General features: G+C 70.1%; 21 protein-coding genes and 1 pseudogene. 10 read left to right on the forward strand and 12 right to left on the reverse strand.

Features of this window, described 5'->3' with window-relative positions:
• The first annotated feature begins 8 nt into the window (after positions 1 to 8).
• The 3 genes from K7C98_RS16065 (at position 9) to K7C98_RS16075 (ending at position 2,550) form a co-directional block, all read left to right on the forward strand.
• On the forward strand, positions 9 to 1,091 hold the full coding sequence (locus K7C98_RS16065) for a serine hydrolase domain-containing protein (RefSeq protein ID WP_224192548.1): 1,083 nt from the start codon (positions 9 to 11) through the stop codon (positions 1,089 to 1,091).
• 128 nt (positions 1,092 to 1,219) lie between these two features.
• A complete protein-coding gene (locus K7C98_RS16070; RefSeq protein WP_224192549.1) occupies positions 1,220 to 1,957 on the forward strand; it encodes a hypothetical protein in 738 nt (245 codons plus the stop codon).
• A 68-nt stretch (positions 1,958 to 2,025) separates the two neighbouring features.
• Positions 2,026 to 2,550: an SMI1/KNR4 family protein gene (locus K7C98_RS16075; RefSeq protein WP_224192550.1), complete on the forward strand. Its 525-nt coding sequence runs from the start codon at positions 2,026 to 2,028 to the stop codon at positions 2,548 to 2,550.
• Positions 2,551 to 2,668: 118 nt separating this feature from the next.
• Here K7C98_RS16075 and K7C98_RS16080 read toward each other — a convergent pair whose 3' ends face one another.
• The 5 genes from K7C98_RS16080 to K7C98_RS16100 all read right to left on the reverse strand — a co-directional run bounded on the left by K7C98_RS16080 (position 2,669) and on the right by K7C98_RS16100 (position 10,123).
• A complete protein-coding gene (locus K7C98_RS16080; RefSeq protein WP_224192551.1) occupies positions 2,669 to 3,259 on the reverse strand; it encodes a hypothetical protein in 591 nt (196 codons plus the stop codon).
• 2 nt (positions 3,260 to 3,261) lie between these two features.
• Complete coding sequence (locus K7C98_RS16085) at positions 3,262 to 3,873, reverse strand: hypothetical protein (RefSeq protein WP_224192552.1); 612 nt, start codon at positions 3,871 to 3,873, stop codon at positions 3,262 to 3,264.
• Between the two features lie 167 nt (positions 3,874 to 4,040).
• Positions 4,041 to 4,352 (reverse strand): hypothetical protein, encoded by a 312-nt coding sequence (locus tag K7C98_RS16090; RefSeq protein ID WP_224192553.1) that lies wholly within the window; start codon positions 4,350 to 4,352, stop codon positions 4,041 to 4,043.
• Positions 4,353 to 5,259: 907 nt separating this feature from the next.
• Positions 5,260 to 8,256 carry an MYXO-CTERM sorting domain-containing protein gene (locus tag K7C98_RS44825; protein WP_224192554.1) on the reverse strand — a complete coding sequence of 999 codons (2,997 nt, stop codon included), beginning with the start codon at positions 8,254 to 8,256 and terminating at the stop codon, positions 5,260 to 5,262.
• A gap of 412 nt (positions 8,257 to 8,668) precedes the next feature.
• A complete protein-coding gene (locus K7C98_RS16100) occupies positions 8,669 to 10,123 on the reverse strand; it encodes a L,D-transpeptidase (protein ID WP_224192555.1) in 1,455 nt (484 codons plus the stop codon).
• 495 nt (positions 10,124 to 10,618) lie between these two features.
• Here K7C98_RS16100 and K7C98_RS16105 point away from each other — a divergent pair, with 495 nt between their 5' ends.
• The 6 genes and pseudogenes from K7C98_RS16105 to K7C98_RS16125 form a co-directional block, all read left to right on the forward strand.
• Complete coding sequence (locus K7C98_RS16105; RefSeq protein ID WP_224192568.1) at positions 10,619 to 11,707, forward strand: hypothetical protein; 1,089 nt, start codon at positions 10,619 to 10,621, stop codon at positions 11,705 to 11,707.
• Between the two features lie 43 nt (positions 11,708 to 11,750).
• Complete coding sequence (locus K7C98_RS16110) at positions 11,751 to 12,890, forward strand: sigma-70 family RNA polymerase sigma factor (RefSeq protein WP_224192556.1); 1,140 nt, start codon at positions 11,751 to 11,753, stop codon at positions 12,888 to 12,890.
• Positions 12,891 to 12,938: 48 nt separating this feature from the next.
• Positions 12,939 to 13,715, forward strand: coding sequence for a hypothetical protein (locus tag K7C98_RS16115; RefSeq protein WP_224192557.1), 777 nt, complete (start codon positions 12,939 to 12,941; stop codon positions 13,713 to 13,715).
• 257 nt (positions 13,716 to 13,972) lie between these two features.
• The gene (locus tag K7C98_RS16120) at positions 13,973 to 15,322 is read left to right on the forward strand and encodes a vWA domain-containing protein (protein ID WP_224192558.1); all 1,350 of its coding nucleotides are present in this window, start codon (positions 13,973 to 13,975) and stop codon (positions 15,320 to 15,322) included.
• Between the two features lie 271 nt (positions 15,323 to 15,593).
• Positions 15,594 to 15,734: a hypothetical protein gene (locus K7C98_RS44830; protein WP_346660289.1), complete on the forward strand. Its 141-nt coding sequence runs from the start codon at positions 15,594 to 15,596 to the stop codon at positions 15,732 to 15,734.
• Positions 15,735 to 15,746: 12 nt separating this feature from the next.
• A pseudogene (locus tag K7C98_RS16125) lies at positions 15,747 to 16,169 on the forward strand (redoxin domain-containing protein); the annotation flags it as partial.
• A gap of 73 nt (positions 16,170 to 16,242) precedes the next feature.
• Here K7C98_RS16125 and K7C98_RS16130 read toward each other — a convergent pair.
• The 7 genes from K7C98_RS16130 to K7C98_RS16160 form a co-directional block, all read right to left on the reverse strand.
• Positions 16,243 to 16,524, reverse strand: a complete 282-nt coding sequence (locus K7C98_RS16130) for a hypothetical protein (protein ID WP_224192560.1) — start codon at positions 16,522 to 16,524, stop codon at positions 16,243 to 16,245.
• Positions 16,525 to 17,000: 476 nt separating this feature from the next.
• Positions 17,001 to 17,387, reverse strand: a complete 387-nt coding sequence (locus K7C98_RS16135; protein WP_224192561.1) for a hypothetical protein — start codon at positions 17,385 to 17,387, stop codon at positions 17,001 to 17,003.
• Positions 17,388 to 17,603: 216 nt separating this feature from the next.
• A complete protein-coding gene (locus tag K7C98_RS16140) occupies positions 17,604 to 18,935 on the reverse strand; it encodes an RCC1 domain-containing protein (RefSeq protein WP_224192562.1) in 1,332 nt (443 codons plus the stop codon).
• Positions 18,936 to 19,191: 256 nt separating this feature from the next.
• Positions 19,192 to 20,430, reverse strand: coding sequence for a tetratricopeptide repeat protein (locus tag K7C98_RS16145; RefSeq protein WP_224192563.1), 1,239 nt, complete (start codon positions 20,428 to 20,430; stop codon positions 19,192 to 19,194).
• A 7-nt stretch (positions 20,431 to 20,437) separates the two neighbouring features.
• Complete coding sequence (locus K7C98_RS16150; protein WP_224192564.1) at positions 20,438 to 21,103, reverse strand: hypothetical protein; 666 nt, start codon at positions 21,101 to 21,103, stop codon at positions 20,438 to 20,440.
• Positions 21,096 to 21,926, reverse strand: coding sequence for an RNA polymerase sigma factor (locus K7C98_RS16155; RefSeq protein WP_224192565.1), 831 nt, complete (start codon positions 21,924 to 21,926; stop codon positions 21,096 to 21,098). Before K7C98_RS16155 ends, K7C98_RS16150 begins: the two co-directional genes overlap by 8 nt.
• Positions 21,923 to 23,176 carry an FAD-dependent monooxygenase gene (locus tag K7C98_RS16160; RefSeq protein ID WP_224192566.1) on the reverse strand — a complete coding sequence of 418 codons (1,254 nt, stop codon included), beginning with the start codon at positions 23,174 to 23,176 and terminating at the stop codon, positions 21,923 to 21,925. Before K7C98_RS16160 ends, K7C98_RS16155 begins: the two co-directional genes overlap by 4 nt.
• Positions 23,177 to 23,262: 86 nt before the next feature.
• Between K7C98_RS16160 and K7C98_RS16165 the strand changes: the two genes are divergently transcribed.
• Positions 23,263 to 23,532: TetR/AcrR family transcriptional regulator (locus tag K7C98_RS16165; RefSeq protein WP_224192567.1), on the forward strand; the 270-nt coding region annotated here is incomplete at its 3' end.

Below are 23,532 nucleotides of genomic sequence, written 5' to 3' on the forward strand. Positions count from 1 at the left end.
GGCGCCCGATGCCCGTGTTCAAGCCGTTCGCCGCCTGCCCTCTCGCCTGCCTGATGCTCGTCGCTGCCGCCTGCGCCGCGGAGGCCTCGCCCCCGGCTGCCGTGGTCGCACGACCCGATCTGCCGGCGGTGACGACGGCCGTCGAATCCGGCGAATTCGGCCGGATCACCAGCATCCTGGTCGCCCGCGACGGCGAGCTGCTCTACGAACACTACTTCGACGACGGCGGACGCGAGGCCCGGCGCAACACCCGGTCGGCGACCAAGACCATCGCCGGCATGCTGGTCGGGCAGGCGATCGCCGACGGCGAGCTCCCGGGCGCGCACGCGCCGATCCTCGGCTACCTCGCGCAGTACGGCCCCCCCGAGCACCCCGATCCGCGCAAGGCGGAGATCACCGTCGAGGACCTGCTGACGATGTCTTCGCTGCTCGAATGCCACGACGAGAATCAGTACTCGCGCGGCCACGAAGAGCGCATGTACCTGGTCGAGGACTGGGTGAAGTTCTACCTCGACCTGCCGATCCAGGGCTTTCCGGCGTGGCTGCCGAAGCCCGCCGATTCGCCGCACGGCCGCAGCTTCCGCTACTGCACCGCCGGCGTGACGACGCTCGGCGCGGTCCTGCAGAGCGCCACCGGCGAGCGGCTCGACGCCTACGCGCAACGGAAGCTGTTCACGCCGCTCGGCATCGTCGAGCCGGAGTGGCAGTTCTCGCCGCTCGGTCTGCCGCAGGCCGGAGGCGGGCTCGGGCTGCGCAGCCGCGACCTGCTGGCGCTCGGCCAGCTCTACCTCGACGGCGGGCGCCACGCCGGACATCAGCTCGTGCCCGCCGAATGGGTCGCGCAGTCCGTGCAGCCGCACGCCCGCGTCGACGACGGCGTCGACTACGGTTATTTGTGGTGGCTGATGCAGTTTCAGGTCGACGGCCAGACCTGGAGCTCGTGGGCGATGAACGGCAGCGGCGGCAATTCCGTGCAGGTGTTTCCCGAGCGACGGATCGTCGTGGTCATCACCACCACCAACTTCGATCGCCCGCAACCGCATCGCCTCACCGCCAAGCTGCTGACGGAGAAGATCCTCCCGGCCTTGTGATGCTCGCGGCTCGAGCGACAAACCGGAGTCCTCGCGGAGGAGCGGGACCGAGCTCCTCGCCCCACGGCCTCGGTCGGGGCCTCGCGGACCCGGTGGAAGAAAACGCGTGGAGCCGCGTCTTCATGACGATGCGACCTCCTCGGACGCGCCTCGGTCTGTGGCTCGTGGGCGCCTGGCTCGTGTTCGGTCGGCCCGCCCTCGCGCTCGCCGACAGCCATCACTGGAGCGGGCGGCTCGGCCGGCTGGACGTGTCGAGCCAGGTGCTCGGGTTCCAGGAGGGCGCCGGCGTCGGCGGCTGGACGGCCGAGGACGCGCGGCAGTTCCTCGCCTGGGCCCGGCCGCTGAGCGACGCGCTCCCGCCGGGCGTCGCGTTGCAGATCGAGGCACGCGACGCCGACCTCGTGCTCGTCGTGAAGCGTTGCAGCCGCGGCGCACCGACCTGCAGTCGGCCGCTCAAGCGCACGCTCCGCGCGTCGATCGCCGCGCCGTGGATCGGGCCGACCATGCCGGAGGAGCTCGTGGCCCTCATCGAGAAGGCCCTCGGGATCCGGCTCCCCGCGCCAGCCCTCGCGCCTGGACCGATCTACACGATCCAGGTGCTGGCCACGCCGGACCGGCAACTCGCCACGGAGCGCGCCGCCCGGCTGAACGACACCATGCCCGCGCTGCCCGCCTCCATGTACACGTCCACCTGCGCCCCCTGCATGTCGCACGAGGCGCAGATCGTGGCGGAGGCAGGACCGTGGGGCGACCACCACCTCGTCATCCTCGGCAACTTCGCCGCTGCGTCCGACGCCGCCCGCGCCCTCGCCGTGCTGCAGGCCGCCGGCGTCCCCGACGGGTTCGTACGCGAACTCCCGCGATGAGCCTGCTTGCTACCGACTCCCGCGTGAAATCATGGGCCGTCCAAGATCGGCGCGTGGTATGGGGCGCCATGCCGCGAGCGACGAACTGGAAGAAGCTCCTGAAGCAGCTGAACGACGACCTGCTCGCAGAGGCGCAGGGCGAGTCGGACTTCTGTCTCGCGCCCGAGGTCTACGAGCGGGTGATCGCGGACCACTGGCTCGGCCGCCCGCCGGCATCCGAGGAGGCCATCCGCGCCGCGGAGGTGCGCCTGGGGATCTCGCTTCCGGCGGACTTTCGCGCGTTCCTGGCCGTGTCCAACGGCTGGTACGGCTGCCTGATGTTCCCCAACGGCCTGGCCCAGCTCCTGCCGGTCGAGGAGATCCAGTGGTCACACGCTTCGGAGGCCGACGTGGACTCGATCGTCGAGGACCACGGCCCGGACCTCAAGGGGGTCGACCTCGCGCGCGAGACGCTGCTCATCGGCGACGGCGACGGCAACGAGTCCATCTTCTTGCACCCCGGCAAGGGCCCGTGGGGCGTGTGCAACTGGGACCACGAGATCGGGCTCAAGCTGTTTCCCAGCTTCGAAGCCCTGATGCGCTCGCGCCTGTAGCCCGGGTCTGTCCGCGGTGACGCGGCGCGCTCGCTCCGGGTCGCCCGCTGCGCGCCCGCGAGCCGTCGGGTCTCGTCGAGCGCACGGACGCCTCCCCGGTCCCTCGCTGCAGGTCGAGCTACCAGCCGATCGTGTGACCGACGGCGTGGGAGAGCGGATTGTCGTCATCGACCGCCCTCATCGTGAGGGACTCTCTGCGGCTCGCCGGCAGTTCCTCCCCGAGGAACCACAGCGTGTTCGTCTTGCCGTCGTACTGCAGCCCCCGCTCGGCCAGCGCCGGCAACAAATCGCCGTCTTCGAGCGGCTGCGGCCCCTTCATCCACGCGGGGTAGTAGAGGAAGTGCTTCGTATGCGTTTCGTTGCCGAAAGCGATCAGCGCACCGCACGCCCAGTTGTCGGGCAGCAGGCGGAGCTGCCAGACCCCGCGGTTCCGCAGCTGCGCCAGCGCCGTGCCGCACATCATCCGGACGGTCGGGCGGTCGGAGTGTCCGCCGTCGATCGGCACCACCTGGACGCGCTCGGCGAGCCTGGGCGTCGCGCGGATCTGCTGGTAGAGATCGTTGCTGAACGCGCAGTCGTCCGAGGCGAGGAGCACGAGAGAATCGTCTCCGATCCACCTGGCGGGATCGAGCACGAGCGCGCGAAAGATCACCGCGAGCACCACGCCCACCGCGATCCCCAGCCCGAGAACCTTGCTCGTCCGGCGCATGCTCATGGACCTTCCCGCTCCGAGATGAGCAATTCCATGTAGGCGATGTCGTTCCGCTCGAGCGTCGCCAGCGTGTATATCATCTCTCGGTCGCTCGAGTAGTCCACGCCACGATTCTCGACCACGATCTTCTTGTACTCCGCGACGAGCGCCCGCAGAAACTCGACAGGAAGCCCCTCGAGGGCCGGCGTCTTCGAGTTGAACTCCGGCGTGAGAGCCGGGGAGTTCGCCTGCAGGACCAGCTCGATCGCCAGGTCTCCGCTGTGCACCGCAGGCGGTAGGGGCACTCTCGAGCCCACGCGAATGGCCGCAGTGCAGTCGGCGTACGCGACACACCCGGCGGGCGGGCTCTCGTCGACGACCGCGGCTCTGGCGAAGACGACCTCGGCGTCCCCGCTGCCCTCGTTCGCCAAGATCATGCTCATCCGGTAATTGCACTGCTCGATGCCGTCGCCGAACTCCCGCGCGCACGCCAGGCGCGCGTCTCGCACATAGAACGGGCTGTCGAGCGCCGTCAACGTGTCGAGCCACCGCATTCCATCCTCATCGTTGCGGTACTCGCGACGGATGTTGCGGCCGGCCGCGAGCGCTCGCTCGTACCTCGCCGGCTCCATACACGAGAGGGCGCGCCCGCCCAGGCAAGGCACTCCGGCGACTGGCGCCGTGACGGGCGCCTTGGGTGCTCGGGGCGCCTCGGCCTCACCGCAGCACGCGAGTGCGACTGCGGCGAGGCCCAGGGACATCGCGCGACACCGAGACGGAAGCGGTGTCACGTCCCTGCTCACTCGGGCCCCACGTAGCACTCGTTGCGCTGATCCGGCGTGCCGGCGGAAATGACGATGACGCGGCAGTTCGCACCGACCGGCTTGCACTTGGGAATGGCGCCGCCGAAGTACCGCTTCGTGTAGCCGTGGGCGCCCGGGGGCGGCGCAGATTCGGGGATGACGACGCTACAGACGACGTCCAGATCGACGGCCGCGGTCGGCTCGATCCCGGAGATCGGCTCGACCGACGCAATCGCGTTACCACTCTGCCCCACCATCACCACGAACGAAACGGCGCACCCGACAAGAAACAGAACAGCCTTCTTCATGAGAAAATCAGCACCTCCAACGTGATGAACGTACGGTAGAATCCGTCGACATGTCAACGCGACAGAAGTGAGTTTCAACACAAAGCGCAAAGTCAAAGGGCACAGCAGGTGATTCTGCTCGATCGCCGGATAGCGAGCAGTCCGCCCGGCCTGTCGAAGACGAGCGCGGCCACGGCCGGGGAATCAAAAGACCGGACGCGAGCGTGAGTAGGGGGAGCGCTCGAAAGACGAACGACGACGACCGAGCCCCGGAACCCGGAGGAATGAACCGGGGGAAGGCCTGACATGACTGTCAGACGGCTCGCCGGCCGGTGACCGCGGAGCGAATCGGCGACATGACTGCCCATGGCAGATGAGACATTCGCGATCGCGCCGCGCTCCGGGGCAGGTTGATGGTCGAACAGGCCACAACAGGGGGCTGCGGCCCCTTCTTCCCCATCGGCTCATCGTCCGGTCTGCGGCAGCCCCCGAGGCGAGAAGTTCCGCTCCGGCTCGGAGATACCCGGCGGGTGAACAGCCGCCCGCCGCGGCGTCGAGCCGCTCGCCGGTCATCACGACCACCGACTTCGACCGCCCGCCCTCCATTGCATCCATGCAAAGCTGCTGATCGGGAATACCTCCCGGCGCTATGACGAAGGAAGAACATGGGGGCGCGGAGCTGGGTGCGCATGGACCGGGGTCGGACGCGAACGGTCTTACGATTGGGCCGACCGCGACGTACCTGGCGAGGGATCCGGACCCTGCCCTGCCACCCCGACGCATATCCTCTCGAGGTCGACCTGCTCATTCATGACGGTCCGCGGCGCGCTGCAGGTGGAGCGGCGAACCCCGCTCTCGACGCACTGTCGCGCGCTCGCCGGGCCGACGGCGAGCCTTCGCTCGCTCGCCGGCCCGGTCCCTCTTGCTCTCAGCGGCCCGGACGCCGCCGCCGCAGCGCCAGCAGCAGCAGCGTCAGCGCCGACAGGCCCGCGCCGCCGGGCCCGTCCTGACGGCAGCCGCAGCCGCTCTCGTCGGTCGCGCCGCCGCCCGAGTCGCTGTCGGTGTCGGTCTCGCCCTCGGTCTCGCCCTCGGTGTCACTGTCGGGGCCGGCGCTCGAGGTCGGCTCCTCGCCGGTCTCGTTCGGGCCGTCGGTGGTCGGCACCTGGCCGCTCGAGCCGTCCGAGTCGGACTCGCCGCTCGTGCTGGTCGGGCCGCCGGCCACGCAGGTCGCCTCGCAGCCGTCGCCGTCGGCGTTGTTGCCGTCGTCGCACTCCTCGCCCCCGTCGACCACCCCGTCGCCGCACGACGCCGCCGTGCAGTCGGTGCGGCAGGCGTCGGGCGCCGTGTCGCTGTTGTCCTCGCCGTCGTCGCACGCCTCGCCGGCGCTGACGATCCCGTCGCCGCAGATCGCCGCCGGCGCGTCGACCACCCCGACCACGCAGAACGCGTCGAGCGTCCAGCCGCCCATCTCGAGGCCCGGGTCGCTCTGCAGCTCGTACTTCACCGTCACCGAGTCGTTCATCACCGCCCCGGTCAGGTCGACGTCGTGGAAGCGCCACTCGCGGTCGGTGTGGTGCGTGCTGGCGTTGTTCATGTCCGGGCTGGCGAAGTTCTCCCACAGCGGCTGGTCGTTGGCGTAGATCGTCGCGCGGTCGAAGTGACCGTCCTCGATGTTGAGCCAGCGGCGGTACTGCAGGCGCACCTGCGAATAGCCGGTGGTGTCGATCTCCGGCGTCTGGGCGTAGTTGACCTTGTCCGCCTGGTACGTGCCGTTGTAGTTGCCGCCGCCGAGGTCGTTGCCGAACACCCGCGAGCCGTCGAACGCCGCCTGCGGGTCGCCCGACGACGTCGGCGCCAGCGGCTCCTGCCACATCCAGTCGTCGGCCCCCTCGCCCTGCTGGCCGCTGGTGAGCCCGTGCGTCCAGCCGTCAGCGGCCGGGTCGGCCTCGAAGTCGGTGCAGTAGATATTCTCGACCGCGCCGACGAAGAACTCGTAGAACGGGTCGGCCCGGTTCTCCGGGTACTGCACCACCGACTGATCCGCGAACGTGAGCTTGACCTGGTACTGCACCACGCTGCCCGCCGGCTGCTGCGGGATCGCGCCCGTGATCACGTCGGGCGCGATGTCCATCGCGATCACCCCGCCCGTGTCCTGCTGCTCGCGCAGGCGCCAGGTCAGCTCGGCCGACTCGATCATCCCGCCCGCGCACTGCCCCCCGCCGCCCCCGACCGCGACGCTCACCTGGTACTCGGCCAGCTGCGGCAGGGCCACGCTCGGCGCCTCGACGTCGACGCCGAGCGTGAACAGCCCGTGTCGGGCGAACGCGCTGTCGATCATGCACTGGTGCGGCGTCCCGTTGGCGAGGTCGCCGTCGTCGTCGTCGGCCGCGAGCGCCTCGAAGTACATGCTCGGGATGTCGGCCGCGCGGCGGGTCGCCTCGTAGTAGATGTGATCGGCCACGGCCACGCCCGCGGGCCCCTCGTCCTCGACCAGCGCCTTGCGCAGGTCCCACAGCGCGCCGGCGATGATGAGCCCCGTGACGTGCGTGTCGCCGTCGATGTCGTCGGGCCACACCGCCTCGCTGTTCATCGGGTCGATGTGACGCAGCGGCCCCGGGTCGTTGACGAAGAAGCCGATGCCCATCGCCGGGTCGTCGACGATCGTCGCCGCCAGGTAGTCGCTGACGCCCTCGGACAGCGCCGGGTCGAAGTTGCCGACGCCCTGGATCAGGCTGTGGTCGTGCACCCCGTGGCCGAACTCGTGGTAGACGATGTCGGCGACCCGACCGGTGTTGTTGCACTGGTTCGAGGCCCGGAAGAAATTGAGGTTGCCGTCGTAGAACGCGTTGCAGGTCTCGTTGATGTTGACGGTCGCGTCGATTTGCTGGCCGAGCCAGTCGAGGTCGGGGTCGATCTGCCGCACGTACTCGATCACCGCGTTGGTGTGCACGAACGTGGTGATCTGCGCGTCGATGAATTGATCGTTGGCGCCGCTCCACACCGCGGTCTGGTTCGGCTGCAGGTTGAGGTTGGCCGTCGCCTCGGCGCCCGCGTCGTTGTCGACCGCCACCTGCGTGCCGGTCGCCCGCGTCGTCACCATCGTCGCGGCGTTGCCGGCCCACATCACGTCGCCGGCCTCGCTGCTGGTCACCGGCATCCCCGCGACCGTCAGCGACGCGCGGTTGGCCGGGAATTCCTGGCGCTCGCCGCCCGGCTCGCGCAGCGGCGCGTCGTAGGCGACCTTGCCGCCGGCGAACCGCAGCTCCTGCGTGCGCGCCACCGGCTCGCCGGTGACCGCGTCGACGTACACCCGCCAGCGCCCGCGCGGCGCCAGCGTCGACACCTCGACCGGCACCACCGTCGCGTACTCGACCTTGCTCGCGCGCACCAGCGGCAGCACCACCGCCTCGTGCGCCGACTCGAACGTGACTGTCCCCGGGGACAGGTCGCGCTCGAGCCACGCGATCGCCGCCCGGCGCGCCTCCGAGGCGCTCACCGAGCGGAGCGCCGGCGCCGGCACGTGCGGCAGCGCCTCCGAGGCGATCATGAACAGCCGGTCGTTCTTGAAGCGGAAGCTCAGCTGCCCGCCCGCGACCGCGACCCCGCGGACGCTCTGCGTGAACCCGAGGGTGCGCATGCCTCCGCTCTCGACATTGGCGACCAATGTGAAGTCCGCGGCCGCGGCCCCCGGCGCAAGCAGGGCGACGTGGCGGCTCAAAAACGCGCGTGCCAGCCGCTCCGCCGCCTCGGGCGAGTTCGCGCTGCCCGGCGCCGCGATCCCCGCGCCCCAGATCCGCCGCACCACGTCCGTGTCGCGGTCCCACACCGCCCACGTCTGCGGCCCCATCTCGGCGACCACCCGCGACCACCCCCGCCGGTGCTGCGCCGGCACCTGATGCCACGCCAGCTCGCCAGCCACCCGCACGGGGGCGCCTCGCGCCACCTCCATATGGGGCCGCCGGGCGAGGGCGGCCGGGGTCTGAACCGCGCTGGCGGTCGCGCTGACGGCCAGAATCGTGGCCGCAGTGATGGTGGCAATTCCGTGGGCGAGTCTCATCAGGGTCCTCCGTCGAGTGCGCTAAAAAGCGCACCACACTCGCACACTACCAAAACGCCAGCCGCTGGAGGTATGTTTGTGTCTAGCGCTCGCTCACAGATGAATCTCTGCGGTCACGAGACCCCGCCGCCCGCCCCCAGCACTGTCCTCCCCTCATTCGCGACCCGTCGTGGTGAATGTCGTCGGCGACTCAGCCGACATCGATCGATTCACCAGAGCAATGAAGCTCGCTCGATTCGATCGACGGACGACTCCAGGATCACCGGGACGGAGCACCGCGTCACGACCCGCCCGTGTCTTCCGTGTCGTCGATCTCGCCGAGCGGCAAGCGTCGATCGGGCACCGGGTCGCTGCCCCGGCGCACGCGCACCAGCGTGCCGCGGTCGCCCTTGTGCTCGCGCAGCGAGTTCCACCCCGGCGGCACCTCCGGCGACGTCAGCGCGTAGACGCGGGCCGCGTCTTTCGGCGACAGGTTGACGCAGCCGTGGCTGCGGCGCTTGCCGAAGTCGTCGTGCCAGTAGGACGCGTGCAGCGCGTAGCGGCGGTGGAAGTACTGCACCCACGGCACGCCATCCACGTAGTACGGGTCCTCCGCGTTGGGCCCGCTGCGCATCGGCGACACCGCCAGCTTCTCGTAGATCCGGAACAGCCCCAGCGGCGTGCCCGTGCCGCCCGCGCCGCTCGAGATCAACGTGACGAACACCGGCGACTGCCCGCGCATGACCGCGAGCGTCTGCTGCCCGAGCTCGACGTCGAGCCACAGCTGGTCGCCCGCGGCCTCGGCCAGCTCGGGCCCGGGGATCCAGTAGTTCATGTCGGCGGCGACGACGAACGCGTTCGCCTCGGGCACCGCGAACCACTGCTCGGCGCCGACGACGATCGGTCGCGGATCGATCTCGAGGGTCGCGTGATACTCGATCGTGCCGACCTGCGGCGCGCCGCCTTCGGGGCGCGCGCGGAGGATCGCCGGGCGACCCACCGACCAGGCCGCGCGGCGATCGGCGGCGACGGGCTGCTCGGCCAGCTCGCGACCGCTGAATTCACTCGGCTCGGCGATCTTCAGGTCCTTGGCCAGCACCGCGCGCTCGTCGGCGTCGATCAGCATCAGCCCGGACTTGCGCGTCTTCGTCTTGACGAACGTGTACTGCCGGTCCGGCTCGAGCACGTCGAGCGGCTGGTCGCCGCGCACGAGCGCGTAGCGGTCGCGCCAGCGCGGCACGTGGGCGATCGCCCCGGTCTTGCGATCGAGGATCTTCGGCCGCGCGTAGATGAACGGCATCGTCTGACCTGCGGGCAGCTCCGGCTGGATCTGCGCCGGCCCCTCGCTGACGCTCGCGTGCTCGAGGCACACGAAGCCGCCCTGGTCGACCTCCGCCCAGCCCTCGCCCTCGCAGCCCGGGCCGGGCTCGACGCCGTAGATCGCGAACGGCCGCCGCGACTCGATCTGCCCGCGCCGCATTGCGCGTCGCTGCTGGCGCTCCGCGTACACCATCAGCGCCGGCTTGGCGACCCGCCAGCCGCTCGGCTGGCGCGGCTCGACGCGTCCGGGCGCCTCGGGTTCACCGGCCGGCGCGTTCGCGGCGGTCGTCGGCTCGAGCGGCGGCGCAGTCTCGGTCGTCGCTCGCTCCGCGGTCGGCTGCGCGAGCTCCTGCTCGGGCGCCACGCAGCCCGCGAGCGCCGCGAACACCAGACCCAAAGATCGCTGCGCCGAAACAGCCCGCTGCGTGGTCGGCATATCGACATTGTCCACTGTCTCGCGGGCGGGCGGCAACAAGCCTGCGAACGCGAATGCGGCGCCGGTGGCGCGCGACGCCAATGCACGGGGCGTCGCGCAGGATGCCCGGACCGCCGGTCAGCTCGGCGCCGCGGTGCGACCGCGCGCCCCCGCGACAGGCCGCCCCGTCCTCACACATGTCTCTCCGGACATCCCTCCGCGGCACCCACCGGGGACCACCTCCGGCGTCCCTCGTCGCCGCGGCCCCGGGGCCCCCCGTAATGATGCGAGGCGACGGCGCGTGCACGCCGCGAAGGACATGTCCCCAAAGCCAGCCTGCGTCGGAGCCCGCGCACGACCGCCGGGTCGTGCGCGACGCCGCGGAGCATCGGACCCGCGAGGTCGCGGCGGACATGGTAGGCAGGGGGTCGCCATGCACGACCACGAGGCCACGACGCGCGCGCTCGCGGGACCCGACGAGCCCGGCGCGTCGATCGGGGCGGGGTTCGGATGAGCGTGGCGGGCCTGCTCCTGCGCGGCCTGCTCGCCGCGGCGCCGGTGCCCGAAGCCGACGAGGTGCTGTGGATCGCCCCTGCGGGCTGCCCCCCAAGTGAGGCCCTGCTCGCCGGCATCGCCGCGCGGCGCGGCCGCGAGCTCGAGCCCGGTCTGGCGCGCGTCGTCGCGCGCACCACCGTCGTGGCGCCGCGTCGATATCGGCTCGAGCTCGAGCTCGACATTCGTGGCCGGCGCGAGAACCGGGCCCTGGTCGCGCGCACCTGCGCGGCCCTCGTCGACGGCGCCGCCCTGCTCATCGCGCTCGCCGTCGACGGCGAGCTCGATCCCGCCACGGGTGCGGTCGCCGAAGAGGCCGTGCCCGAGCCCGCCGCACCGCCCGAGCCCCTCCCCGAGCCCGGTCCCGAGCTCGAGCCCGCGGTCCCGCCCGCGCCCGAGCCCGCGGTCCTGCCCGGCCCCTCGCCCGAGCCCCCCGCCCAGCCCTCCTCGCCCGCCCCAGCCGCTCCGACTTCCGCTCCGCTCGCCCCCGCCGTCCCGGACCTCGCCGCGTCGCCGCCCTCGCGGCCGCGTCCGGGTGGATTTCTCCGCCTCCACGGCCTCGGCGAGTTCGGCGCCTTGCCTGGCCCGACCGGCGGCGGCGGCCTCGCGGGCGGTCTCCTGTGGCCCTGGTTTCGCCTCGAGCTGCAGGCCAATTACCTCGCCCCGCGCACCGTCGAGCCCCTGCAGACAAGGGTGCGCGCGTCCCTCTTCGCCGCCGCCGTGCTCGGCTGCGTGCGCCTGGGCGACCGGCGCCGCCTCGAATTCCCGGTCTGTCTCGGCCTCGAGGCGGGAGGGCTCGCGGGCGCCGCCGACGGCCCCAGCGGCCACCGGACCGCGCTCGGGCGCTGGCTGGCCGCCACCGCCGGCCTCGGCGCGGTCGTGCGCGTGCACCCCCGGGTCGCCCTGTTCGCCTTCCTGCAGGGGCTCGCGGCCTTCCAGCGCGGCACCTTCGTCCTCACCGCGCCCAGGGAGGATCTGCCGCTGTTCGACCCCGGCGTCGGCTCCGGTCGCCTCGCCCTCGGCATCGAGCTGCGCTTCGGCGAGCCGCGGTGATACTTCGCCGGCCAGCCGGAGACATCTGGAGACCCGCTCCGCCATGCGCTCGGAACCCGAGGACGACGCGCGCATCCGCGCCTTCCGCGAGCTCTACCGCCGCGAATTCGCCTTCGTGTGGGCCGTCGCGCGCCGGCTCGGGGTCCCGCCCGCGCTCATCGAGGACGCCGTCCAGGACGTGTTCCTCACCGCCTACCGCCGCCTCGACGAGGTCCGCTTCGAGGTCTCGGCCCGCGCCTGGCTGCACGGCGTCACCCGCAACATCGTCGCCCGCTACCACCGCTCCGCCGCGCGCCTGTCGCGGCGACTGGCCGCCGTCGCGGCCGTCCCGCGCGGCCCGGCCGACCCGCCGCAGGAGCGGCTCGCCGCCGCCGAGCAGCTCGAGCGCCTGCTGGAGCGCCTCAGCGGCAGCACCCGCGCCGCCTTCGAGATGTCCGAGCTGTTCGGCATGAGCGGGCCGGAGATCGCCAGCGAGCTGGGGATCCCGCTGCGCACCGTGTACTCGCGGGTCCGGCTGGCACGCGAGCAGCTCGTCCGCGAGTTCGGGACGGCCGGGCTCGAGCACGAGCTGGCCGGCGCGCGCGAGCGCGACGCCCCACCGCCGCCCGCGGCCCAGCGGTCCTGGGCCGTCCTGTTGCCCGGCCTGCTGCCTGCCCGCGCCGGCGTCGGCCTGGCCGCGCTCGTCTCGGCCCGCACCGCCGTCATGACCACCCTCGTGCTCGCGACCGGCGTCGTCGCCGTCGCCTGGCCGCGAGGCCCCGCGCGCGAGCGTGCCGCCGAGGATCCGCCGCCGAGCGCCCCGCCGGTCGCCACCACCATCGTTCGTCCCGCGCCGATCACCGATCCCCTCCTCCCGTCGGCCCCGCCCCCGTCCACCCCGCCCGCCGCGGTCGCGCCGCGCCGCTCGGACCCCGATCGCCTGGCCGCCGAGGTCGCCGTGCTGGACCGCGCGCGCGCCCGGCTCGCGCGCGGCGACATCGAGGCCGCCGAGGCGCACCTCGACGAGCACGCCCGGCGCTTCCCCGACGGCGTGTTCACCGACCTGCGCGGCGCCACCGAGGTCGACGTCCTGTGCCGCCGTGGTCGGCCGGTCGAGGCCGCCGCGCGGGCCGCCGACCTGCTCGCCGCGCACCCGCGCTCCGTCGTCGCCCAGCGCTACGAAAATTTCGTGTGCCCCGAGTGATACGAATCGCCGGAGGCGGAGACAACCAAGCCATCGAGGTTACCGCTTATGACCCGCTTCTCCACTGCCTTCATGCGCTCCTTGCTCGCGGCCCCGCTCGCGCTCGCCTTCGCGGCCTGCACCTTCCCCAAGTCTCTCGGCGACAGCTTGACCGAGAGTGACACCGACGACGGCCCCGGCGGCTCCGACTCCGCGACCACCACCAGCGCAGGCGCACCGCCTGAGCCCCTCACCTCCACGTCCACCGACGGCACCGGCGTCATCACCTCGACGAGCACCGGCGTCATCACCGAGACCGGCGGCCTGTCCGACACCGATGATTCGGCCACCGACGCCTCGGCCTCCGAGGTCACCGGCGACTCCGCGACCGACGTGACCGGCGACCCCACCGCGACCACCGTGGACTCCGCGACCACCGACGAGCCCGAGCCCGTCCCCGGCCTGTGCCGGTCGGAGTGGCACGGGGAGTACTGGTGCGAGTGCACGGACAGCAACACCCAGGCCTGCGGCGTGGACGGGATCAGCGTCTGCTTCGCCCAGGACGACTTCGTCGTCACCCACACGAAGTGGGGCCCCTGCGGCGCCTGCGCCCCCGGGGACCAGAACGCCTGCGACATCGAAGGCGCGCCGGGGCGGCAGTTCTGCAACGTCGCCGACGCGTGGATCGACGACATCAACGACCTCCCGACCCCCGATTGGGGCGCCTGCATCCTCGAGGCGGACATCGCCTGCGAGCCCGGCCAGACGATGATGTGCGAGGACAGCGAATTCATTCGGACCTGCGTCGTCGACGATCAGGGCGTGCCGCACTGGACGGATTGCTAGACGTCCCAGGGGACATGGTCCAGTGATTCACCGGTCCGACGCCCTGCGGGGTCGTCGGGCCGGCGCCCGACCACGGGCATGCGAGGGCAGATGACCACGACGAAATCGACGTCCTCTGTCGACGCCGATGACGACGCCACGCGTCGGAACACCGTTTAATTGGCCACGCCCGCAGGCACAGCGCACCTGCGGAGACACACGGCCGCGGCCACGTGCCCGTGGGTGCGCGGAGGGGCCACGTATGCGACGATGCCGCCATGTGTCCACGTCCTCGTGCTCTCACACTGCTGGCCTCGCTCGTGTGCCTGCCCGCGTGCGGCGACAGCGGCGGTCGCACGGAAGACACCTCTGCCAGCGGGATCCTCTCGCTCGGGTCCATCAGCTCGGACACGGCTTCCGGCTCGAGCTCCGCTGGCTCCGATCCATCGTCGGCCGGCAGCGGCGGCGAGACCGAGAGCACGCCGACCTCCGGGGAGCCGACCGGCACGAGCGCCGGCACGACGCCTGCCGATCCGACCACGGGGACCACGCCGAAGCTCGACGTCGGCAGCGTCGAGACCAGCGGCGTCACCACCGACGACACCGGGGAGATCTGCCGCTCGATCTCCGAGGAGGCCAAGCAGACCTACGAGCCGGTCGACATCGTGTTCGCGGTCGACACCTCGGGCAGCATGGTCGACGAGGTCGCGCAGGTGCAGGCCAATATCAACAGCTTCAGCCAGCAGATCGTCGACAGCGGTATCGACGTGCACGTGGTGATGCTGGCCGGCGACCCGTTCCTCATCTTGCCGGGCATCTGCGTGCCCGCCCCGCTCGGCTCCGGGATGTGCCCCGCCGACACCAAGCTGCCGAACTACTTCCATTACTCGCAGCCGACCCCGCCGGGCCCGATCGAGAGCGTCGACGGCGCGCGCAAGCTCATCGAGCTGTTCCCGGTGTACAAGCCGCACCTGCGCCCCGGCGTGCGCAAGTACGTCGTCATCGTCACCGACGACGACTCCCGCAACCATCCGGACAGCTCGGGCGACGCCGGCATCTACAACAACAACCCCGGCGGCTTCATCGCCGATTACACCGCCATCGATCCGATGATGTCCGACGGCATGGGCAATCGCATGTGGCGGATGTCCGGCATCTACGCCTACTCCGCGTGCGCCAATTCGGCCCAGGTCGGCCAGGTGTGGCAGGACATCGTCACCACCACGGGCGGCGTGAGCGGCGACATTTGCAACTGCAGCTTCGGCAACCCGGCCTGCACGCCGACCTTCCAGGCCGTGTTCGACGAGCTGGCGACGAAGATCATCCAGGGCAGCGAGCCGCTCGCGTGCCAGTGGCAGATCCCCGAGCCCCCCATGGGCGAGACGCTCGACCCCGATTACGTCAACGTCGAGTTCCTCGACCAGGGCGTCGGGGTCCCCGAGACCATCTACCACGTCGACAACGCCGCCGACTGCGACCCGCTGCTCGGCGGCTGGTACTACGACGACAACAACGCCCCGAAGAACATCATCCTCTGCCCCCTCAGCTGCGGCAAGGTCTCGGCGGCCCCCGAGGGCAGCAAGATCAACCTGCTTTTCGGCTGCAAGACCGAGGTGATTCCGGGCTGATCGCTGGCTCGACGTGGCCTCGGCCGAAACGGCGAGGCGAGCAGCTCCGCTCGACCGTCGTCGACTCGCAGACCCGGGGGCGCCGAGGATGACCGCGTGTCACGCTGTTGGCGAGCGAGCGCCTGGCGGACGACACGGCCTCATCCGTGGGCGTCCCGCGGCTCTCGCGCCGAACCTGGTACCTCTCGAGCGCCCTCGCTGTTTTCTTGCGATTCGAGGTCACGTTTCCGGGCGGTCGGTCGTCGAGTAGGCGAAAGGCTAGGATCGGAGCATGCACGACGAATCGACACCGAAGGTCGGCCAGGTCGCCCCTGATTTCGAGCTGACGGACAGCGGCGGCGGTCCGCGCCGGCTCAGTGAGTTGGCGGCGGTGGGGCCGCTGGTCTTGATCTTCTACCGTGGCCACTGGTGACCATTCTGTCTCCGCCAGTTGGCGGACTACCGCGATCGCGACTTTGCCGCCGTGGGGGCAACGATCGCCGCGCTGTCGGTCGATGAACCGGTGCGCGCGGAGGCGATGCGTGTCGAGCTCCGATTGCCGTTCCCCGTGCTGTGCGACCCCGAGCGGGCGGTCGTCACGGCGTGGGGTCTGCTCAACACGCGAGAGAAGGGTGGCATCGCCTACCCGGCGGTCTTCGTCCTCGATCGCGACCGCATGGTGCGATACCGCTCCCTGGACCGCACCGCCGCCCGCGTGAGCGCCGAGGCAGTGCTGGCATTTCTGCGCAACGGGATGCATGAGCCCACGGATCCGCCGAGGCGGCGGGCCTTCTGGCCGGGGCTCCGCGCATTCGTGACGGCGATCCGGAGCACCCTGCGATACGGCGTCCGTTCCGCGAAACCGTAGGGCGATCGACGACGCGCGCTCCGGGCGACCGGAGCGCTCCGAGCCGCGACGTCGCTCGTGCGCGCCGCGGCGCTCATTCGACGATGACCTTCGCGCTCGACCCGCGCCCGAACGTCTCCGGGTGGTCCATCTCCTCCGCCTTCGGCGGCGGCACCACGAACACCCCCGGCGTCGTCGCCAGCGCCACGTACGTGTACGTGCGCACGCCTTCCCACAGCAGCGACGTGAACGCCTCGGCTCGCTCGTGGCGCAGGTTCTGGTGCTCGAACCACGGGCGGCGACGACCCCCCGCGAGCGGCTCGTCGGGCACCGGCACCACCACCGCCGAGTCCCGGATCGCCGGACAGCTCGTCATCAACGCGAGCGCGAGGTTGGAGACGCACAGGATTCGAAGCGGACGACCGGGGCGCAGGCCGCGATTGTATGCGCACGCCCGCGGCCCCGACACGCCGCCCATACGGGCGATTCCGTCCGCCCCGGCCGCGCCGCCTGCAACTCTGGACATGTCATCACGGACATGTCCTGGCATTCCCGCCCGTATCCACGCCGGGCGGGATCGCCCTCATTTCGCCGCGGACGGGCCCGGCGAGCCCAGTGACGATGCCGGCATGAGCGTCAGCTCGACCGACCCCACGCAGCTGGGCGGACCCACCGAGGCGGGCCCGGGCGAGGCGACGCTGCCGGCCGATCGGGAGGCGGGCGGCGAGACGGGGTTCGCCCGGGTCCGGCTCCCTGCGCGCGAGCTCGCCGCCGTGCGCGCCTGCAGGCCGGCAACTGACCATAATGTCTCTCAAGCCATGTCTGGATAGACATATTCTCAGGACACCGGGTTCAGGTGTAAGAACTGACCTTGTCCAGCCTCGCCCGGATCGCCTCGAGCTGCTGCGGCGTCGCCCCCAGGCGCTCGAGCATCGCCAGGTACGGCTGGAACGTCCCGCCGGAGCCGGGGAAGAAGCGCTTGAGGAGCTCCGCGTCGCCGTTCGTCAGCCCCACCGAGCAGTGTCGATCGACGGCCGCCGCCTCGTAGGCCGCGCGATAGCGGCGGCGCACGCCCTCCGGGCAGCTCGGGTCGGCGATGGCGGCGCGCAACGCCTCGACCTCGAAGAACAGGCGCAACACGAGATCGACCAGCAAGGTGTGGCTCTCGCCGATCTTCGCGTGCTCGTAGAGGCTGCGGTAGATGTCGTGGGCGTCCGGCTGCGCGTCGACGTACTTCATCGCCGCAGGATGCATCGACCGTGCGAACCAGGCAAGCGCCCGGTTTCGGCCCTCACCGCCTGGCCCGCGCCGCGCTCCTCGCTCGTATGTCTTCAAAGACATATCACGAAGACATCGCGTGACCGTCGCGCCGGGCATCGCCCTCTCACACCCCGGCGACGGCGACGACTCCGCAAGACTCCGAGAGCCGACGCCATCGCCGTCGCAATGACCTCCTCAGGGCAAGCAGACGTTCGTGAACAGCGTGGTGCTGACTTGCGTGCCATCCCCCAGCTGGCCCTCGGTGTTCTTGCCGGCCGCCTTGACGGTTTTTCCCTCGATGAGGAGCGTGAAGTCTGCGCCGGCCGCCGTGGCGCTGCCGATGCGCTGCAGCGAGCCGAACGTGCGCGAGGGGTTGGGGGCGGTGCGTGCGAGCTGACCATACCCGTTGCTACCGGCCGAGGAGAGGAAACCCAGCCCAGGCGGCTGGGGGCTGAATCCGCCGCCGTATCCCAGCAAGGTGTGAGACGAGCCGGTGTCGGCATGACGGAAGTTGAACCCTCCGGAGCCCACGCTCACCGGGGATGCGTACCACGACGGCGCACCGTCTCCCTTGCCGAGCTGCCCTGCGCTGTTGTCACCCCATCCCGTGGGGCCAGGGGCCGAGGCGATGACGTACTCCTTGCCGGCCGTCACCTTGAACGCGCCCGAGATGCCTTGCACGACTGCGGCCGTGGCCCGGTATGAGGGACTTGCGCTACCGAGCTGACCGCGGTTGTTGCGACCCCACGCGCATACCTGGCCGCCGCTCAGCGCGACGGCGAACTCACCGCCCGCCGCGATCGCGTCGAAGCTGCCGCACCCGGTGGTGGAGGTCACCAGCTTCGGGGTCGACGAGTTGAGGGTCCCCCCATTCCCGAGCTGGCCGTAGGTGTTGCCACCCCAGGCCCAGACCCGGCCCAGGTCGTCGAGCGCGAGGGAGAACGCTCCACCTGCGGCGATGGCGACGACGTTCGCGGACAGGGTCACCTGCTTCGGCGTCGGCGACGCCGACCATGACCCGCCACCGAGCTGCCCGCTCGATCCCTCGCCCCAGGCCCAGACCTTGCCGTACTCGTCGAGCGCGAGCGAATGATTCTCGCCGGCCGCGACGCCGACGACCCGGGTGGGGATGCCGGTGACCTGCTGCGGCTTGTTCTTGAACATGTTGATCTGGCCGATGCCGAGCTGCCCGCGGCTGTTGCGACCCCAAGCCCACACGACTCCTTCCTCGGAGAGCGCGAGGGCGTGGGCGCCGAGCGACGCGTCGACGGCGACATAACGCGCCAGATTCGCGGGGCAAGCGCCGTTCGACACCGTCGGCTCCGCGAACTCGTCCAGGCCAGCCGACGCTCCCGGCGTCACGGTGGCAGGCTCGACGGACTCGTCCTCCACGCGTCCGCTGGAATCGCCGAGCGGAGCGTCGGTATCCTGCTCCAGGATCTGTTCCTCGCAAGCCGAGCCCGCGAGCGCTCCCGCGAGAGCGAGCGTGAAGGAGTTGAAGCTGATGGTTCGTTGAGTGGCGTGCATGATGATTGCTCCGGTTGGTGTTGTTCACATTGGAGAAGAATGCACAATCGATGTGCGCAAATGAACCGCGCGGCATAGCAGCGGAGTCGATGACTTCATGGTCCGGAAGGCGGAGCGCGGGCTGGTTGCAGCGCCCGAACCGCGTCGCTACGCCGACGACGGCTGGTCTTCCCACGCTCCGGAAGAGCTCTACATCAACAAATCGCTATATATACGGAGGGGCATATTTCCCTCCTCGATGGAGCTGGTCGATCATTCATCTGAAGTCTGGACGGCCTTCGGCTGGGGGTCGCTCGGTCGGCGGCGCAGCCAGGCCGACGAAGCCATGGAACACGATCGTCGTCCGGCGGCCCGGGTGGGCGTCGGCGTGGATCTTTCGCAGTTGCCCGGGCGCCTCGCCGATGAATTCGACATCGAGCGGACCCGGCATGGTCAACCACGGAAACTCGCTCTCGGCCACGGGAGCGCCGTTGATCCGAATCTCGCGGAGGCTCTCGGTGCTATGGAACTGAAGTACCACCTCGCCGACCCTTTGGCTCAACCACTCGATGCGTTCGAGCGCGAGCGCGTGATGTTGGCTCAACCACTCGATGCGTTCGAGCGGGAGCGCGCGATGCGATTCGGTCGGGTCGACGCGTGCAACGAACACGCGGTAGCCTCGCAGGGCGCCGACCAGGTCGCCTGCGCGCTCGAGCGACAGCGCCCTGCTGTAGGCAGCGTTGATCGACCACGCCTCCTCGAGCGATCGCTCGAACGCCTTGGCGGCCGCCGCGTAGCGGCGCTCGTTGAAGTGTTGCTTGCCCTCGCGGAAGTAAGATAGGGCCGCCGCCTGACCCTGCATCGGCGTGTTCGCCGCCTCGCGGCTCGTTTCCCTGTCCGGATCCGGGCTGGCAATTTCCTTCCTCATCCCGGGCGCCCCAGCCGCGCGCCCGCCGTCTCGGGCAGGCTTGTCCCAATGGTTCGAATCCATGACGAAAGACAGCTTGAGCGCAGCGCGGCGAACGCCCAGCTCGCAGGAAGCGGCCCGCAACGTCCACGACTTGCTGACCTGAGTCCGTTCCATCATGGATAATCGTACGCTCCACAGGCTGCCTTGGAGCTCGGTGACTCGGAGCTCGAACTTCACATGCCGCGGCAGCGGCTGGCCTCGCAAATCGGTGTACGTTGAAGCGAAAATCCCCCAGATGTCGCATGCATCAGGGCTGGCGGACGCGACGATGACGATGCCCTCTGCAACGTCAGCTCCCACCATCAGGAGCGGGAAACGGATGCTCGAGAACTCGGGCATGGTCACATGAGAAGCACTGCCGCTCGCGGGTCTCTCCATGGAACCAAGAAGCATGACAATCATCACAACCCGACAAAGACTGAGCATGGCTCCTCCGTGAGCACTTTTTCGGCCCGAGTACTGTGGCCCGGACAGGATGAACTGCCGCCAGCGCTCGCGCCGGAGGTCGGGCTCGTCGAACACCTCGTGGGATGATGACTCGTCCATCACAGCCTCACCTGCAAGTTCTTCTGAGCCGATTCTCGTGCTGCGAGCGCGGCCAGGCCCGCAAGAAGGCCGCAACCTTTGCCGTGCCGACCTCCTTCCGCCCCGAACCACAGTACGCTTCGATCTCCAGCATGTCGCATTCCTCCGCCAGGTCATCCGAGCCGACAGCGGCTCTACAACTGCGGAGGATCTCGAGCGCCTCGTCGTATTTGCGGCTCTTGATCAGCGCCCCGGCCTCCTTCAGAAGCACGAACCCACGATCTCCTGGCGGTGAGGAAGGCGTGGCCGGGGCAGCTGTCGTGACGCCAGCGGGGCGCTCTTCGCCGGGACGGCGTGTCGCGGGGCGCCTGTCTTCGGGCCGTGATCGTGTTGCATCGAGCGACGGAGCCTCATCATGGTAGCGGCTCGCAGCGGTCCCGGTGGGCGCCCCTGCGCCATCGAGTAGGCGCCAGGGCTCGATCCTGATCAGCACCAGCACGAGCACGGCCACGACCGCAGTCGTGATGACCACGGCTCGCACGAGGCTGCGCCTCATGCCGAGGCGTGCTGCGACTGCGGCTCGATGCTCGTGCCTCAGGCGCTCGAGGACGAGCGCATCGACGAACAGGGGCGGCCGCTCCGCCTCGCGGAACCGAGCGAATATCCGGTCAGACACACGCTCCGAATCATTCATGACGTTGCTCCGCTTGGGGACGGTGTTGAAGGACGAATTCCGCAAACCGTCGACGTAACGCCGAAATGCGGCCATAGAGCGTGTTGACGTTGACGCGCAGCATGCTCGCGGCCTCGCTCACCGGGATGCCCTCGATACAGCAGAGGAAAAATTCCTCGCGCGTTTCATCCGAGATCGTGCTCAGGAAAGACTGAACGATCAAGGAGGCCTGGTTGCGAAAGACGATGTCGTCCGGCCCCGAGTCGTGCTTCGAGTAGACGTCATGAGCGTTGGCGTAGGCGTCCATGCGTCGTCGGGCTCGGCCATCCTTGCGAAAATACATGAGGATGTGATTATCGGCGATGCGATAGATCCATCCGCGGATCCGCCCCTCCTCATGATACGAGGGGAACTTCTCGAGGATCGAGATGAACACCTCTTGCAGAAGATCTGGAATGCTGTGCTCAGGGACCCCCCGGGTTTTCGCCATTCGCCAGACAAATGCAGAATGCTGCCGATAGATCTGCTCGACCGCCTGGATGATCGGATCTGGGTCGGAGACCATGGCTTGGCTTGTAGCACTGCCGCTGCCGAGGAAGATTGCGGGCCAAGCCGCGTGATAAGTATCACGCAAATCACGGCGACGACAGGCAGGAGGGGTTACCTTGGCATAGCGATTCGCCGACAAGCGGACGGCGTTGCCCGCGAGCCGGTCGATGTCCCGCTCGTCGACGACGAGCACGAAGAGGTGCAGATCCTCGCTGCAGGCGAAGGACGCGTGGCAGGTGTCGACGCAGGCTGTCCCCCGCGCAAGCGCCATCCCGCCCACGAGCGCAGCACTCACGCCGAAGCCTGTACCGGCGCGGCGGCCTGCGTCCTCGTGTCCCCAGCGTAATCCTTGAGCACGAACGCGTCGTGCATTCGCACCGAGCTGCGGCTGAGCCGCGCCAGCAGCCGCAACCACGACGCCGGCACGTGGTTGAACAGCCACACCGACTGCGCGAACGCCCACAGCGCGGCCTTGCTGCCCGGGATCAGCTTGCGCGCCGCCATCAGCGCGAACTTCCGGCTCTCCAGCACGTACTCGCGCAGCGCCGCCTCGGCGGCCGCGAAGCCTCGCACGTGGTCGCCGCCCGCGGCCGCCAGCTCGCCCGCCAGCACGTAGGCGCCGACGACCGCCAGGCTCGTGCTGCCGCCGATCGCCGGCCCCGGCGAATAGCCGGCGTCGCCGGCCAGCGTCACCCGCCCGCGCGTCCACGAGTCCAGGTGCAGCTGCGTGATCGTGTCGAAGTAGAACGCCGACGCCCTGTCGCTCTCGTCCAGCAGCCGCGGCACCTCCCAGCCCATGCCCGCGAACGCCTCGCGCAGCAGCTGCTTCTGCCGCGCGACGTCGCGGTGGTGGTACTCGAGCTCGCGCGCGCTGCGGAACAGGAACAGCGCCCGCGCGTCCTCCATGTGGCGCGCGCTGTAGACCCCCGCCAGGCGGTCGACCCCGGCGACGAGGAACGTCCGGTCGCTGAGCGCGAGATAATTCGGGATCGTCGCCACCGCCAGGTACGCGCCGACCGGGCGCGAGAACTGCCGCTCCTCGCCGAACACCAGCCGGCGCACGTTCGAGTGCAGCCCATCGCAGCCGACCACCAGGTCGAAGCGCCGCGGCGCCCCGCGCTCGAACGTCACGTCGACCCCCGCCTCGTCCTGGCGCAGCCCCGCGATCGAGTCGCCGAACACGTACTCGACCTCGCCCGCGCTCGCCGACAGCAAGATCTCGCTGAGCTCGTCGCGCATGATCTCGACGTGGCGATCGGACACCGCGTGCATCACCCGCTCGACCTCGAGCTCCACGCGCCGCGCCACCCCCTCGCGCAGCAGCGTCAGGTGGTCCGTCCCCGTCTTGTGCGCCTCGATCTGCGCCAGCAGCCCCATCTTCTCGACCACGTCCATCGCCGGCTTGAACAGATCGACCGCGTGCCCGCCGGTCTTGCGCGGCGCCGGCGAGCGCTCGACCACCGTCGGTTCGAACCCGTACCGCCTCAGCCAATACGCCAGGACCGGGCCGGCCACGCTCGCGCCCGAGATCAGGATCTTCTGCATCGCCTCTCCTTACTTACCGATAGGTAAGCACGCCGACCCGGCGCTTTCAAGTCCGACCGCGGGGCCGGCGGCGATATCCTCGTCGGGTGACGCGAACCCGGCCCACCGACACCAAGGCGCGGATCCAGGCGGTCGCCCGCGAGCTGTTCATGCAGCAGGGCGTGCAGCAGACCAGCCTGCGCCAGATCGCGGACCGGCTCGGCATCACCAAGCCCGCGCTCTACTACCACTACGACTCGCGCGAGGCTTTGGTCGCCAGCATGTTCCAGCCGCTCATCGACGACATGGAGCGCCACCTCGCCGCGCTCGAGGCCCGCGCGCCCGGCGACCCGCGGGTCCTGCTCGCCGAGCACTTC

It is taken from the genome of Nannocystis pusilla (assembly GCF_020073745.1).
In the GTDB taxonomy this organism is placed as follows: Bacteria; Myxococcota_A; Polyangia; order Nannocystales; family Nannocystaceae; genus Nannocystis; species Nannocystis radixulma.

Excerpts from the sequence above, each read along its gene's own strand:
- K7C98_RS16100 (WP_224192555.1), bottom strand. The coding sequence starts at position 10,123 with ATGCCGACCACGCAGCGGGCTGTTTCGGCGCAGCGATCTTTGGGTCTG.
- K7C98_RS16090 (WP_224192553.1), bottom strand. The coding sequence starts at position 4,352 with ATGAAGAAGGCTGTTCTGTTTCTTGTCGGGTGCGCCGTTTCGTTCGTG.
- K7C98_RS16115 (WP_224192557.1), top strand. The coding sequence starts at position 12,939 with ATGACCCGCTTCTCCACTGCCTTCATGCGCTCCTTGCTCGCGGCCCCG.
- K7C98_RS44830 (WP_346660289.1), top strand. The coding sequence starts at position 15,594 with ATGCACGACGAATCGACACCGAAGGTCGGCCAGGTCGCCCCTGATTTC.
- K7C98_RS16150 (WP_224192564.1), bottom strand. The coding sequence starts at position 21,103 with ATGAATGATTCGGAGCGTGTGTCTGACCGGATATTCGCTCGGTTCCGC.
- K7C98_RS16140 (WP_224192562.1), bottom strand. The coding sequence starts at position 18,935 with ATGCACGCCACTCAACGAACCATCAGCTTCAACTCCTTCACGCTCGCT.
- K7C98_RS16070 (WP_224192549.1), top strand. The coding sequence starts at position 1,220 with ATGCGACCTCCTCGGACGCGCCTCGGTCTGTGGCTCGTGGGCGCCTGG.
- K7C98_RS16120 (WP_224192558.1), top strand. The coding sequence starts at position 13,973 with ATGTGTCCACGTCCTCGTGCTCTCACACTGCTGGCCTCGCTCGTGTGC.
- K7C98_RS16065 (WP_224192548.1), top strand. The coding sequence starts at position 9 with ATGCCCGTGTTCAAGCCGTTCGCCGCCTGCCCTCTCGCCTGCCTGATG.
- K7C98_RS16135 (WP_224192561.1), bottom strand. The coding sequence starts at position 17,387 with ATGAAGTACGTCGACGCGCAGCCGGACGCCCACGACATCTACCGCAGC.
- K7C98_RS16145 (WP_224192563.1), bottom strand. The coding sequence starts at position 20,430 with ATGGACGAGTCATCATCCCACGAGGTGTTCGACGAGCCCGACCTCCGG.
- K7C98_RS16160 (WP_224192566.1), bottom strand. The coding sequence starts at position 23,176 with ATGCAGAAGATCCTGATCTCGGGCGCGAGCGTGGCCGGCCCGGTCCTG.
- K7C98_RS16110 (WP_224192556.1), top strand. The coding sequence starts at position 11,751 with ATGCGCTCGGAACCCGAGGACGACGCGCGCATCCGCGCCTTCCGCGAG.
- K7C98_RS16080 (WP_224192551.1), bottom strand. The coding sequence starts at position 3,259 with ATGCGCCGGACGAGCAAGGTTCTCGGGCTGGGGATCGCGGTGGGCGTG.
- K7C98_RS16130 (WP_224192560.1), bottom strand. The coding sequence starts at position 16,524 with ATGACGAGCTGTCCGGCGATCCGGGACTCGGCGGTGGTGGTGCCGGTG.
- K7C98_RS16085 (WP_224192552.1), bottom strand. The coding sequence starts at position 3,873 with ATGGAGCCGGCGAGGTACGAGCGAGCGCTCGCGGCCGGCCGCAACATC.
- K7C98_RS16075 (WP_224192550.1), top strand. The coding sequence starts at position 2,026 with ATGCCGCGAGCGACGAACTGGAAGAAGCTCCTGAAGCAGCTGAACGAC.